This window comes from Haladaptatus caseinilyticus (assembly GCF_026248685.1).
Lineage (GTDB): Archaea > Halobacteriota > Halobacteria > Halobacteriales > Haladaptataceae > Haladaptatus > Haladaptatus caseinilyticus.
In genome coordinates, this window is the sequence record NZ_CP111036.1 from 2,040,138 (window position 1) to 2,052,035 (window position 11,898).

The 11,898-nt window shown below is 60.7% G+C and carries 15 protein-coding genes; 9 read left to right on the top strand and 6 right to left on the bottom strand.

Translation table 11 applies throughout. The features are described 5' to 3' along the window. The first annotated feature begins 223 nt into the window (after positions 1–223). The 3 genes from OOF89_RS10945 to menE are packed head-to-tail and all read left to right on the top strand — an operon-like array spanning position 224 to position 3,718. Positions 224–1,165 carry a 1,4-dihydroxy-2-naphthoate polyprenyltransferase gene (locus OOF89_RS10945; RefSeq protein ID WP_266076041.1) on the top strand — a complete coding sequence of 314 codons (942 nt, stop codon included), beginning with the start codon at positions 224–226 and terminating at the stop codon, positions 1,163–1,165. A 1-nt stretch (position 1,166) separates the two neighbouring features. Next, complete coding sequence (locus OOF89_RS10950; RefSeq protein WP_266076043.1) at positions 1,167–2,189, top strand: mandelate racemase/muconate lactonizing enzyme family protein; 1,023 nt, start codon at positions 1,167–1,169, stop codon at positions 2,187–2,189. Next, a complete protein-coding gene (gene menE, locus OOF89_RS10955) occupies positions 2,186–3,718 on the top strand; it encodes an o-succinylbenzoate--CoA ligase (RefSeq protein ID WP_266076045.1) in 1,533 nt (510 codons plus the stop codon). Before OOF89_RS10950 ends, menE begins: the two co-directional genes overlap by 4 nt. Here menE and OOF89_RS10960 read toward each other — a convergent pair. Further along, the gene (locus OOF89_RS10960) at positions 3,706–4,317 is read right to left on the bottom strand and encodes a CHRD domain-containing protein (RefSeq protein WP_266076047.1); all 612 of its coding nucleotides are present in this window, start codon (positions 4,315–4,317) and stop codon (positions 3,706–3,708) included. The two genes, menE and OOF89_RS10960, sit on opposite strands and share 13 nt — an antisense overlap. Before the next feature lie 96 nt (positions 4,318–4,413). Between OOF89_RS10960 and OOF89_RS10965 the strand changes: the two genes are divergently transcribed. Then, positions 4,414–5,109, top strand: coding sequence for an NRDE family protein (locus OOF89_RS10965; protein WP_266076048.1), 696 nt, complete (start codon positions 4,414–4,416; stop codon positions 5,107–5,109). Between the two features lie 25 nt (positions 5,110–5,134). Further along, positions 5,135–5,485, top strand: a complete 351-nt coding sequence (locus tag OOF89_RS10970) for a helix-turn-helix transcriptional regulator (protein ID WP_266076050.1) — start codon at positions 5,135–5,137, stop codon at positions 5,483–5,485. A 168-nt stretch (positions 5,486–5,653) separates the two neighbouring features. Here the strand turns inward: OOF89_RS10970 and gatA are convergent, their stop codons facing one another. Together gatA and gatC are read right to left on the bottom strand one after the other, a co-directional pair. After that, positions 5,654–6,922, bottom strand: coding sequence for an Asp-tRNA(Asn)/Glu-tRNA(Gln) amidotransferase subunit GatA (gene gatA / locus OOF89_RS10975; protein ID WP_266076051.1), 1,269 nt, complete (start codon positions 6,920–6,922; stop codon positions 5,654–5,656). Further along, positions 6,919–7,197 carry an Asp-tRNA(Asn)/Glu-tRNA(Gln) amidotransferase subunit GatC gene (gene gatC, locus OOF89_RS10980; protein WP_266076053.1) on the bottom strand — a complete coding sequence of 93 codons (279 nt, stop codon included), beginning with the start codon at positions 7,195–7,197 and terminating at the stop codon, positions 6,919–6,921. Before gatC ends, gatA begins: the two co-directional genes overlap by 4 nt. Positions 7,198–7,451: 254 nt before the next feature. Between gatC and OOF89_RS10985 the strand changes: the two genes are divergently transcribed. The 4 genes from OOF89_RS10985 to OOF89_RS11000 all read left to right on the top strand — a co-directional run bounded on the left by OOF89_RS10985 (position 7,452) and on the right by OOF89_RS11000 (position 9,519). Beyond that, positions 7,452–8,435: a transcription initiation factor IIB gene (locus tag OOF89_RS10985; RefSeq protein WP_266076055.1), complete on the top strand. Its 984-nt coding sequence runs from the start codon at positions 7,452–7,454 to the stop codon at positions 8,433–8,435. Positions 8,436–8,492: 57 nt separating this feature from the next. Then, positions 8,493–8,978 (top strand): NUDIX hydrolase, encoded by a 486-nt coding sequence (locus OOF89_RS10990; protein ID WP_266076057.1) that lies wholly within the window; start codon positions 8,493–8,495, stop codon positions 8,976–8,978. A gap of 60 nt (positions 8,979–9,038) precedes the next feature. Beyond that, on the top strand, positions 9,039–9,182 hold the full coding sequence (locus tag OOF89_RS10995; RefSeq protein WP_266076059.1) for a hypothetical protein: 144 nt from the start codon (positions 9,039–9,041) through the stop codon (positions 9,180–9,182). A gap of 163 nt (positions 9,183–9,345) precedes the next feature. Continuing rightward, positions 9,346–9,519: a hypothetical protein gene (locus tag OOF89_RS11000; protein ID WP_266076061.1), complete on the top strand. Its 174-nt coding sequence runs from the start codon at positions 9,346–9,348 to the stop codon at positions 9,517–9,519. Between the two features lie 32 nt (positions 9,520–9,551). Here OOF89_RS11000 and OOF89_RS11005 read toward each other — a convergent pair whose 3' ends face one another. The 3 genes from OOF89_RS11005 to OOF89_RS11015 form a co-directional block, all read right to left on the bottom strand. After that, positions 9,552–10,622 carry an asparagine synthase C-terminal domain-containing protein gene (locus tag OOF89_RS11005; protein ID WP_266079758.1) on the bottom strand — a complete coding sequence of 357 codons (1,071 nt, stop codon included), beginning with the start codon at positions 10,620–10,622 and terminating at the stop codon, positions 9,552–9,554. Next, positions 10,622–11,308 (bottom strand): PHP domain-containing protein, encoded by a 687-nt coding sequence (locus OOF89_RS11010; protein ID WP_266079760.1) that lies wholly within the window; start codon positions 11,306–11,308, stop codon positions 10,622–10,624. The genes OOF89_RS11005 and OOF89_RS11010 overlap by 1 nt, the downstream gene beginning before the upstream one ends. A gap of 102 nt (positions 11,309–11,410) precedes the next feature. Beyond that, a complete protein-coding gene (locus OOF89_RS11015) occupies positions 11,411–11,572 on the bottom strand; it encodes a hypothetical protein (protein WP_266076063.1) in 162 nt (53 codons plus the stop codon). Positions 11,573–11,898: the final 326 nt, after the last annotated feature.

Genomic DNA, 11,898 nt, shown 5'->3' on the forward strand with positions numbered 1-11,898 from the left:
AGAAGACGGACCGAGAATCTCGAAACGAACGTGCGAACGCGGTCGCTCGCGAGCGAGTATTCACCCTGCAGAACCCGAACCGTGCTTCCTCGTATCTACTCCTTGTCGCGAGAATCACTTAAATGGGTTCTCGGCGGTTCGACTTGTTTCGTTACAGAACGGCCAACACGCATCCCTCCAAAACCGTAGACGCTATACCCCGTTCGCTAGAACAATCACGGTAATGACCGAAACGGCGACCGAGGTCTCTCGCACGAAAGCGTGGCTCATGGCGGCCCGACCGCACACCCTCCCCGCCGCAGCCGCGCCGATTTTCGTCGGGGTTGGACTCGCCGTCCACGAAGGGTTGTTCGCCCCGCTTCCCGCGCTCGCCGCCTTCGTCGGTGCGGCGCTCATCCAGATCGGCACCAACTTCGCCAACGACTATTACGACGCCGTGAAGGGCGTCGATACCGACGAACGGACAGGATTCACCCGGGTCACCCAATCCGGGCTCATCGCACCCGACGAAGTCAAGCGCGCGATGTACGGCACGTTCCTGCTCGCCATCCTCGTCGGCGCGTACCTCGTCTACGTCGGCGGGATCCCGATTCTCGTCATCGGGCTCGCGAGCGTCGCCAGCGGCATCGCCTACGCAGGCGGACCGTTTCCCCTCGGATCGAACGGGTTAGGTGACCTATTCGTCTTCCTCTTTTTCGGCGTTATCGCCGTGATGGGGACGTTTTACGTGCAGGCCGCGGCGCTCCTCGCCGCGCCCCTCACGCTCGAAATCCCCGCGGGGACCGTCACCTGGCAGGCGTTTCTCGCGAGCCTCCCCGTCGCAGCAATCTCCACCGATATCCTCGTCGTGAACAACGTCCGGGACTTGAAAACCGATAAAAAAGCGGGCAAGAAGACGCTTGCCGTGCTCATCGGCTCCACCGCCAGTCGTGGCGAGTTTGTCGGAATGCTGTTGCTCTCGTACCTCGTCCCCGTCTACTTCTGGACGGGGAGCGAGTTCGGCCCGCTCGTTCTTTTGCCCCTCATTACTGGCCCCTACGCCGTGATGATTGCTCGAACCGTCCTGACGAAAACGTCGGGCGAGGCGCTCAACCCAGCCCTCGAACAGACGGGGAAGCTGCTGGCCCTCCACTCGGGGTTGTTCGCCCTCGGAATGGTGCTCTGAGATGAAAATCGAAACACGCGAGTTCTCACTCCCGTTGGAATCGCCGCTTAGCACTGCCCATGGAACTATCGAACACCGAAACGGGATTCTCGTCCGAATCGAGGATGGCGACGAGGTCGGAATCGGCGAAGCGACGCCGCTTCCGGGCTGGACTGAATCGCTCACCGCATGCCGTGCGGCGCTGACCGATGTGGACTCTCCGGTGGATGCCCTCGCAACTCTCGAATCGACGCCTGCCGCCCGGCACGGTCTCTCGCTCGCGCTGGCCGACCTTCGGGCGAAGCGCGAGAAACGACCACTCTATCGATATCTTTCGGGCCCGGAGCAGGTAGAAGCGATTCCGGTGAACGCGACCATCGGTGACTCTCCACCCGACGAAACCGCCGATGCCGCACTGGATGCTGTCGCCGCGGGTTTCGGGTGTCTGAAGGTGAAAGTCGGTGCACGCTCGGTTACCGACGACGTAGCACGGCTTCGAGCGGTTCGTGACGCGGTCGGGTCCGACGTCGAACTCCGAACCGATGCGAACGGCGGTTGGTCGCGTGCGCAAGCGCGCGAAGCGTTCCACAAACTCGACCCGCTACGAGTTACCTACGTCGAGCAGCCGGTGTCGGGGGACGATATCGAGGGTCTCGCCGACCTCCGCGGTCGGTCGGTCCGCGTCGCCGTGGACGAGTCGATAGCCGAAACCTCGGTCGATACGGTACTCGATGCCGACGCCGCCGACGTTCTCATCTGTAAGCCGATGGTACTCGGTGGCCCGGACAAGGCCGTAGAAGTCGCGAAGCGCGCCCGTGATGCTGGTGTCTCGTCGGTCGTGACGACGACCATCGACGGCGTCGTTGCCCGAACGGCCGCGATTCACGTCGCTGCTGCGATTCCCGATCGACCGGCGTGTGGACTGGCAACCGGGACGATGCTGGCTCGTGACGTCGGCCCCGACCGTGCACGCATCGTGAATGGGTCGATAAGCGTTCCGCAAGCGCCCGGAAACGGCGTCGCCGATACGTGGGGGCGACAATGAAGGACGAAGAGGTGACGATGGGGTGGGGTAAAACGCACGATTGGCTCGCTCACCGAACGGCGGTTACACCGGACTCGACCGCACTCATCGAGGCGGGAGACGGTACCGAATGGACGTACGCCGACGTCGATTCGTCGGTCGAGGAAACAGCCGGAAAACTCGCCGGACTCGGGCTTCGTTCGGGCGACCATCTGGGCGTCCTGATGGAAACACGATTGGCATCAGTGTTGCTCGTTCACGCTGCGATGCGACTCGGTTGCGTGCTCGTCCCGCTGAACGTCCGTCTCGCCGTCCCCGAACTCCGTCGACAGGTCGAGCACACCGACCTGTCGGTACTCGCCTGCGAGGCCGAAACTGAAACGACGGCCCGCGATATTTCAGGTACTGTTCCGGTCGTGTCGGTCGATGTATCGACCGACACGACCCTCTCCGAGTGTGAACGGACCGAATTCGACCCCATGGTGTGGTCGCGCGACGACCCACAAGTCATGCTGTTCACGTCGGGAACGACGGGAAATCCGAAAGCCGTCGTGCTCACCATGGGTAACCTGCTGGCGAGTGCGACCGCCTCCGCGTTTCGGTTGGGCGTGCTCCCGGGAGACCGCTGGCATCTCTGCCTCTCGACGTATCACATGGGTGGTCTCGCTCCCCTCCTCCGTTCGACGCTGTACGGCACGACGGTCGTCCTGGAATCGGGGGGTGGGTTCGTCCCCGAGGAAACGCTGACAAACGTTCGAACCTACGACGCGACCGGAATCTCGCTCGTCCCGACGATGCTCCGTCGGCTGTTGGACGCCGACGATTCCGACGGTGCGTCCCGTCTGGACTCCCTTCGATTCGTCCTGCTCGGTGGGGCACCAGCCCGTAAGGAACTCATCGATAAGTGTGAAACGTGCGGCGTTCCGGTCTGTCCGACATACGGAATGACCGAAACCGCATCGCAGATCGCTACTGCCCGACCCGAGGAAGCGTTCGAACACCGTGGAACAGTCGGTCGGTCCCTCATGTTCACCGACGTTACCGTGATTGACGACAGCGGCAGCCCAGTTCAAGCGGGCGAATCGGGCGAACTCGTGGTTGCCGGACCCACCGTTATGGCGGGATACTACGGCAACCGTGACGCGACTGAGGATGCGTTCGGCGAATACGGTCTCTACACTGGCGATATCGGCTACCGGGACGATACTGGCCGTTTGTGGGTGCTCAACCGACGTTCGGACCGTATCGTCACCGGTGGCGAAAACGTCCATCCCGGCGAAGTCGTGACGGTTCTCCGCGATCATCCCGCGATTCGTGATGTTGCAGTCGTCGGCATCGAAGACGAGGAGTGGGGCGAACGAATCGGCGCACTCGTCGTCCCGATGGCCGACGAAACGGTTTCCCTCGAATCGGTTCGTGCGTACTGCGACGGCCGTCTGGCCGGGTACAAACAGCCACGGCTCCTCGAAGCGACCGACGAACTGCCGCGAACGCCGTCGGGAACGATCGACCGCGAAGCGGTCCGCGAGCGACTTCGTTATGACTCTTGAACCTGCAAGCTGGACGACCGACTGATGTTGAGCGTGTTGCTCGCGTTGATCTGGATATTCTGATTGAAACGAACGCGCGCGTCCGAGGTCGGTGACAGCTGCCCCCTGATTTCGCCCTCCGGATTCGCCTCCGTGTGAACGTTGACATAAGCGTTACCGTCCTCCATGGCCGTCACCAGCGCGTCGAGTGGTTTTCCTTCGAGCGGTCCGACGAAGTCCGCCGCCGAGAACTGCCCCGACGAGAGCACGCCGTCGAACCGTCCGGCGATCAACTGTGGATTCGTCCGCTTCGGGCCGGGGTACAACCATACGACGACCGGACCGCTTTCTCCAGCCCCACCGCGGTGGATATGCGCCTGCGTGACGTTCTCGATTTCGCTCACGAGCACGACGAACCGTATCGATTCTCCCTCTTGGACGACCATCGCAGTCCCCTGGGCGTCCGTCTGCACCGATGGTGACTGTTGTTCACCCGACATTCGTCCAGCGCTGAACGCTACCCCATCCTCCGATTGTGCGTTGGCGACGCTGCTTCCGACACCCAATGCGACCCCCGTTTTGAGCATGTCGCGTCTGTTGAACATTCTACTTTCCCCCATTCAACGTCAACTGACTGTCGTATAAATGACTGGGCCGAGTGATGCCCGGCCCTGCTCCGAAGAACGCTTTTATTCGGTCACTGGCTACGAGTATACGTGTGTACACTCATCGTCGCGTGGCGGGTGTTCGACGAAACGCCGATCGTCGCCGCCGCGAATCGGGACGAAGCCCTGGGGCGACCGTCGAACCCTCCCGGAGTGCTGGACCACGACCCGACCGTAATCGCCCCACAGGACCGGGAGGCGGACGGAACGTGGGTCGGGTACAACGAACATGGCCTGTTCGTCGGCGTGACGAATCGGCGGGCGGACATCGACGGTGAACGCTCCCGTGGACTACTGGTTCGGGACGCATTGGCCCACGAGTCACCGGCCGATGCCCTCCAGTTCGTTCACGACGAACTCGCGAAACGGCAGTACGCAGGCTTCAATCTCTTTCTCGCGGATGCCGATGAGGCAACCATATTGGAGTGGGACGGCATCCTCCAAACGACGCATCTCGACCCGGGGGTTCACGTCATCGTAAACGAGGGAATGAACACCCACGCACCGAAATCGAACCGAATTCGAGACGCGGTGCATCCCGACCCCGACGAGACAGTGGTCGAATGGCGCACCCGAGCGAAAGCAGTACTCCGAAATCACGACATCGGCGCGTGCGTCCACGGCGATGGGTACGGAACTCGTTCATCGTCCATCGTGACTATCGAGGAAGGGGAAAGTGACAGGTACGAGTTCGCCGACGGTCCCCCCTGCCAAACCGACTACGACATCGTGGAAGGTCACCTTTAAACGCCCGCCCGTCCCTGTATTGAATATGAGCACGGCCACGTCCGAGGAAGAACTCACCGAGGACGAGTACGCAGGACTCGAACTCGTCCGCGAAACGGGTGGAATCCACCAAAGCGATTTTTGGAAACAGCTCGACGTTTCATCCCGAAAGGGAAGTCGAATCATCGAGTCACTGGTCGCGAAAGAATTCGTTCAGCGAGAAAAGACCGTCTACGACGGACACAACACGTACTTCGTCACTCCCGCCGCGAAGGACCTCGACTTCTCCCTGCTGATGGCGGGCGATATGCTCTCGCCGTTCATCGGTGAGGAGGAAATCGATCCCGAAAGCGACGCCTTCTCGCAGTGGATCATGAACCTGGCGTACGAGGAGTAACGCAACAGCTTTAGAGACCTCCTTTGAGCGCTCATACGAACAACTAACGCATCTTCCGTACTTCCGTAGCAATTCAGGTTTACTGAACTTTTATCGATATTAGAAAAACCACTGTCAGGGACATCGAAATGGAACAGCGCCACCGCGAGTAGCGGAAACGCCCGACGGTTACTCCAGCGCGCCTCCGGTTCGAATCACAGTTCTTTCGCCGAACTTCGGCCCGATGAACTGCACACCGACGGGAAGGCCGTCGGTTTCGCCCGCGGGAACCGAAATCGCGGGGAGGTTGGCGAGGTTTACGGGAACTGTGTTCGCGTCCGCGAGGTACATCTGGAGCGGGTCGTCCAGGCTCTCGCCGAGTTCGAACGGCGGAACCGGCATCGTGGGACTGGCCAGTACGTCCACGTCTTCGAACGCGGAATCGAAGTCCTGTTTCACCCACGCGCGGGCGTCCTGCGCTTTTTTGTAGTATTTGTCGTGGTAGCCAGCCGAGAGGGCGTAGGTGCCGAGCAGGATGCGGCGTTTCACCTCGTCGCCGAAGGCTTCCTCGCGGGCTTCGGAGAACACCTCGTTCCAGTTGCCGTCGTAGCCGCCGGAGTGCCCGTATCGAACGCCGTCGTAGCGCGCGAGGTTCGAGGAGGCTTCCGACATAGCGATGACGTAGTAGGCTTCGACCGCGTGTTCGACGGACGGAAGCGACACGTCGTGGACGGTCGCGCCCTGCGATTCGAGGTCCTCCATGGCATCTTTGAACTGTTCGACGACGCCGTCGTCCGCACCCTCGACCAGTTCCGTGGGTACGCCGATGTCAAGTCCGTCAACGTCGCCGTCGGCAGCGCTCGCGTAGTTGCTGTCGTTCCCTTCGTCCCTGGTCGTCGCGTCGTGCTCGTCGGCCCCGGCGATAACGTCCAGCAGTCCGGCCGCTTCCTCGACCGTCGGCGCGATCGGGCCGATCTGTTCGAGACTGTTCGCATAGGCGACGAGTCCGTAGCGCGAGACGAGACCGTACGTCGGCTTGATGCCGACGACGCCGCAGAACGCGGCGGGACAGCGAATCGAACCACCCGTGTCGGTTCCGAGTGCGAGGTCGGCCTCGCCCGCCGCAACTGCCGCAGCACTCCCGCCCGACGAACCTCCTGGGACGCGCCCCGGCGCGACCGGGTTTTCAGTCGCGCCGAAGGCTGACGTTTCGGTGGTCGTTCCCATGCCGAACTCGTCCATGTTGGCCTTCCCGACGATGGTCGCGCCAGCGTCCTTCAGTTTCGTTACGACGGTTGCGTCGTAGGGCGGAACGTACTCCTCGAGCATGGCCGACCCACAGGTGGTTCGGACGCCTTCGGTGCTGATGTTATCCTTGACGGCGACCGATTTTCCGGCGAGAGAACCGCCTTCCTCGCCCTCGATGGTTTCTTCAGTGATGAAAATATTCTCACTCATGATACGTTCGGCCCCTTGAAATAGCCCTCTTCGGACTCCGATGTGTTCGACAGCGCTTTTTCCTGTTCCAAACTGTCCCGTACCTCGTCGTCGCGCATGACGTTGACGAGGTCGACGTCTCGCTCGACTTCCGGGACTTCATCCAACGTCTCGAAATATCCCAGGATATCCGCGAACTGTCCGGCGAACTGCTCGGCTTCCTCGTCGGAAATCGCCACACGAGCTAGCCGTGCGACGTGCCGAACCTCGTCAGGCCCGGGGGACGTATCGCTCATGTATCGAAGAACCCGCGGACGAGCGGTAAGGGTTTCGATACGCTACTTCATGGGTTGTCATACGCGAACGGAGAGCCACCGAGGGACGAGAGTTGGCTACGATAGCAGTCGTACTTCTCCTCACGCCGATTTATTCTTGAACTGTCTTTGGAAACGAATGTTCAAAAATGCCACTAGAGTTAAGTTGGTGTGTATCCTATGCAATATGTCTATCGATTCTCCGACCCTCTGCCTTTCTCCGACAGCACGCGCCCATGACTGATACACGTACTCGACCAACCGACGAAACGGAGACCAGTGGCGAGCGAACGGAATCCGACGAACGACAGGCTGATGAGCAGGAGCGCTGTCCCGAATGTGGCGGGCAGTTGGTGACCGACGAGGAGCGCGGCGAGCGGGTCTGTGACGACTGTGGGCTCGTCGTCGAAGAGAACGCCGTCGACCGTGGACCGGAGTGGCGAGCGTTCGACGCGAGCGAGCGTGAGCAAAAATCCCGCGTCGGCGCGCCGACGACGACGATGATGCACGACAAGGGACTGTCGACCAACATCGACTGGCGCGACAGGGACGCCTACGGAAACTCGCTCGGCTCTCGGCAGCGCGAGAAGATGCAGCGACTGCGCAAGTGGAACGAGCGGTTCCGCACCCGCGACAGCAAGGAGCGCAACCTCAAGCAGGCGCTCGGCGAAATCGACCGAATGGCGTCGGCACTCGGCCTTCCGGATTCGGTTCGCGAGATGGCCAGCGTCATCTACCGCAGAGCACTCGACGAGAACTTGCTACCTGGTCGTTCCATCGAGGGGGTTGCGACCGGCTCGTTGTACGCCGCCGCCAGACAGGCGAGAACGCCGCGTAGCTTGGACGAACTGACCGCCGTCTCACGTGTCGAAAAGGACGAAATCGCACGCACGTATCGCTACGTTGCCCGCGAACTCGGACTCGAAATCGAACCCGCTGACCCGAAAAGTTACGTTCCGCGGTTCGCCTCCGATCTCGACCTCTCCGACGAAACCGAGCGCAGAGCGCGCTCGCTGCTCGATACCGCGACCGAGCAAGGAATCCACAGTGGAAAATCACCAGTCGGCCTCGCGGCCGCCGCGGTGTACGCCGCCGCCCTCCTGACCAACGAAAAAGTCACTCAAAGTGAAGTGAGCGACGTAGCGAACATCAGTGAAGTCACCATCCGCAATCGATACCACGAACTGCTCGATGCCGAAGAAGGGACGATAACACCCTAACGCCACATCTCGACCGCCAACCGAAACCGTGAACCGCAGCCGCGAATCCCGTTTCGTATGGAGACGACGAGACATTTCACCGCGACGACCTACGTCGTCCACGATGGCGAGTGCCTGCTCCACGAGCACGACAGACTCGACATGTGGCTTCCACCGGGTGGGCATTTAGACCGCGACGAACTGCCCCGTGAAGCCGCCCTGCGGGAAGTTCGCGAGGAAACAGGATTGCAAGTATCCATCCTCGAACCGGAAACGAGTGTTTCCGCGGATTTCGGCAGGGAGCTTTCGCCCGCAGAACACGTTATGCTCTACGACATCGACAGCTTCGAGGGAGAAGTCGGCCACCAACATATCGATTTCGTCTACTACGGCGAAGCGATGGATCGGGCTCTCTCGCCGAATGTAGACGAAACCGGAACCGACGGCTGGGAATGGTTTTCCCCACTCGACCTTCGGAACCATCATGAGCTCACTTCGGAAGTCGTAACGCTCGGAACCGAGGCTATCGAACGTGTCGAAGGACGGAGCGAAAACGAGTTATAGGGCGTCTGAGGCGAACTTAGGCGGTGTATAATAAGGTCCGTCCGGTGGGTTCTGCAGGCCATGAGCATCATCGACCGACTGTTCGGAAGTGACGAAGACCCCGGACCGACGTACGTCTGTACCGGTTGTGGAAAGGCGTTCGAGGACGAACGAAAGATCTGTCCCGACTGCGGAAGCGATCGAATCGTCACATCGAGACGTTAATGTGGTATTATCTGTCAAATAGATGACTCCGACGATTTCACTTCTACACTATTGCTCTACAATCCAACCCTAACTTCAATTGCGTTTTCACAGCTGTTTAGGGCGTGTATAATAATACCACTACCAAATGTCGGACAAATCGGGAATGATATTTGTCAGTAGAATGAGTCTGAAACTTGCCCGTGCAGACCCGACACGGTTCGAATGCAAATCCTGCGGGACGCGGTACGAACTCGACCGACAGGCATGTGTCGAGTGTGGTGGCTACTGTCTCGGTTATCGCGATTCCTGGCTGAATCAACTCGATGACCGAACCCCACGCCAAGGAATCTACTGAAGCAGTGTCGTGCTGTTCGACGAGTAGCCACGCTATTCGAAGCGGGAGCGGATATACTTCGTCACGTGGTCGTCCATCCGCCGCTTGTACCCCGCCTGTCGCGCGAGGCGGTCGAGTTCGCGCGCGACGAGACTCCCATACTGCACCGCTTTCTTGTCCCGAGCCGCAACCTCGTCGGGGACGAACGACCGAGCGGACTCCCTGAGCGCCCATTTACGCACGCCGTCAGCGGAGACGAGCATGTTTCCAGGCAGTCGGAGCGCGGTTCGAACGACGTGGTCGGAAAGCAGTGGTGCGATGGGTTCGACGCCCGCAGCCCGTAGGGTGAGCACATCCCGCGTCAACTGTTCGGGAAGCGTTCGGATCGTCTCACGGGCCGCACCGCGAACCGTCTCCGCCTCGACGCGGTGGTCCGCACGCGCGACTTTCTCGTATCCGCCGAAGAGTTCGTCTGCACCCTGCCCGACCGCGAGCCGGTCGTAACCGTCCCGTCGTGCCCGCTCGCCGGTTAGATACAATGGAAGTGCGATTTGAATGTCCATCGCGTTCGTTCGTCCGATGGCGCGAGCGACCGTCGGAACTGCGCGTTCGATATCCTCGTGCGTGAGCTCCACCACTCGAACGTCCCTGTTCATCCGTTCTGCGGCAGTTTTCGCCGCTTCAACGTCGTGACTGTCTGGGAAACCCGCGACGTACAGCGGACAGTCGAAGGCACTCGCGACGACTGCAGAATCGACGCCACCCGAAAACGCGACCGCGAGACCGTCCGACGAGATTTCTTCGAGACTGGCTCGGATCGCTCCCTCGACTGCGGAGATGGCTTCCTCCTCGTCCTCGAAGGGCGAGGGGTCCGGGAGATGCCAGAGTCGTTCGTCCCCGTCCTTCGTGCGGGCAACCCCCGCCGGAATCGGGTTCGGGTCATCCAACTCGCACGGGTCGTCGCTCCACGTCGTCGGGTCGTCAGTTGCGGAAAAGAGAGGATACCGACCTAAAACGTCCCGAACGAGCGCCCCATCGAGTTCACCTGCGAATCCTCGCGTTCCCGGGAACGGGTCGTTCGATTCGATTGCACGCCGAACGAGATCGGGGTCTGCACCCTGCATCATCCGAAATACTGTGCCATGCGACTGACGACGCGGCGTTTCGCACCGCCTGCGGCTTGACGGAAACTGATTCGCCACGGCGTTCGCTTGCCCTGTACATTCGTCCGGCCATCGACGATTGCGCCGAGAATCGCTCGGGCGTCGTTCGTGTTCACGTCGATTTGGGTCACGGCCTGGCCGACCATCTCGCTGATGTGGGCGTCGCTTCCCGCCGTCATCGGGACGTCGTATTCGCGGGCAAACGACTTCGCGCGGCGGTTACCGCGTCCGGTTAACAGGCGCGAGTTGTACACCTCGATGGCGTCCGCCTGTGCGAGTTCCTTTCGGGTAACGTTCACAGCGACCCCGCTCCGCGATTTTTGGAACGGATGCGGGACGATAGCGACGCCGCCCTGTTCTCGGATTCGGTCGAGCGTCTCGCCGAACGGCAGTCCGGCTGGCACACGCTCTTCGATGCCCAACCCGAGGATGTGTCCGGCACGTGACGTGATTTCCATACCGGGAATCCCCACCAATCCGTATTCGGGGGCGAGTTCTGCGGCTTGGAGGCTAGCGTCGATTTCGTCGTGGTCGGTGACGGCGATGGCGTCGAGTCCGACGGCCTGCGCCTGCTCTAAGAGCAGTTCCACCGAGTCACGACCATCGTGAGAGAGCGCGGAATGACAATGCAACTCGACCGAAAGCACGGTCGGTGGTTGGAAGGGGTGCGGCAAAAGCGACTCGGTACGAGTTCGATCGATCACGTGCAGTCCGTCGACACGAACAGTCTCACGAACGCGATGTCGGATCTACAGCGGTTCCCGCCATTCATGTGTAAGCCAACTGTACGCATCTCGTGGGCGACCCTTGACCAGCAGGGCCAGTCCGATGAAAGCGACGACGAACGGGGTGAGCGTGTAGGTAACCGATTTGAGGACGATTCGTTCGAGGGGTGCTTGATGGAGGTTCATGGGTTCGTTGGGGCCGACTGTTTTCCGAGTGGATGGAGTTCGATAAATGCTTTCTGGAACTGTTGTTGTTTGCGACTTTTTGACTTGCATGAACAAAGGGGAATATTTCCCGACGGTTCGGTGCCGCGTTCGCCGCCTCTCGGATACGTATTTCGGGAACGTGGCGGAAATACCGGTGTTTCGACGATGTCCCGTCCTCGAAATATGGATGGCTTCGTCAGCACCGTCGATCGGACTGCTTGCAAACGCAGGCAACCGATTCAACGGATAGGCGTCGCTATGTTACAGTTGTCGGAGGCGTGCGGACACCTTGGACACGACTCGTC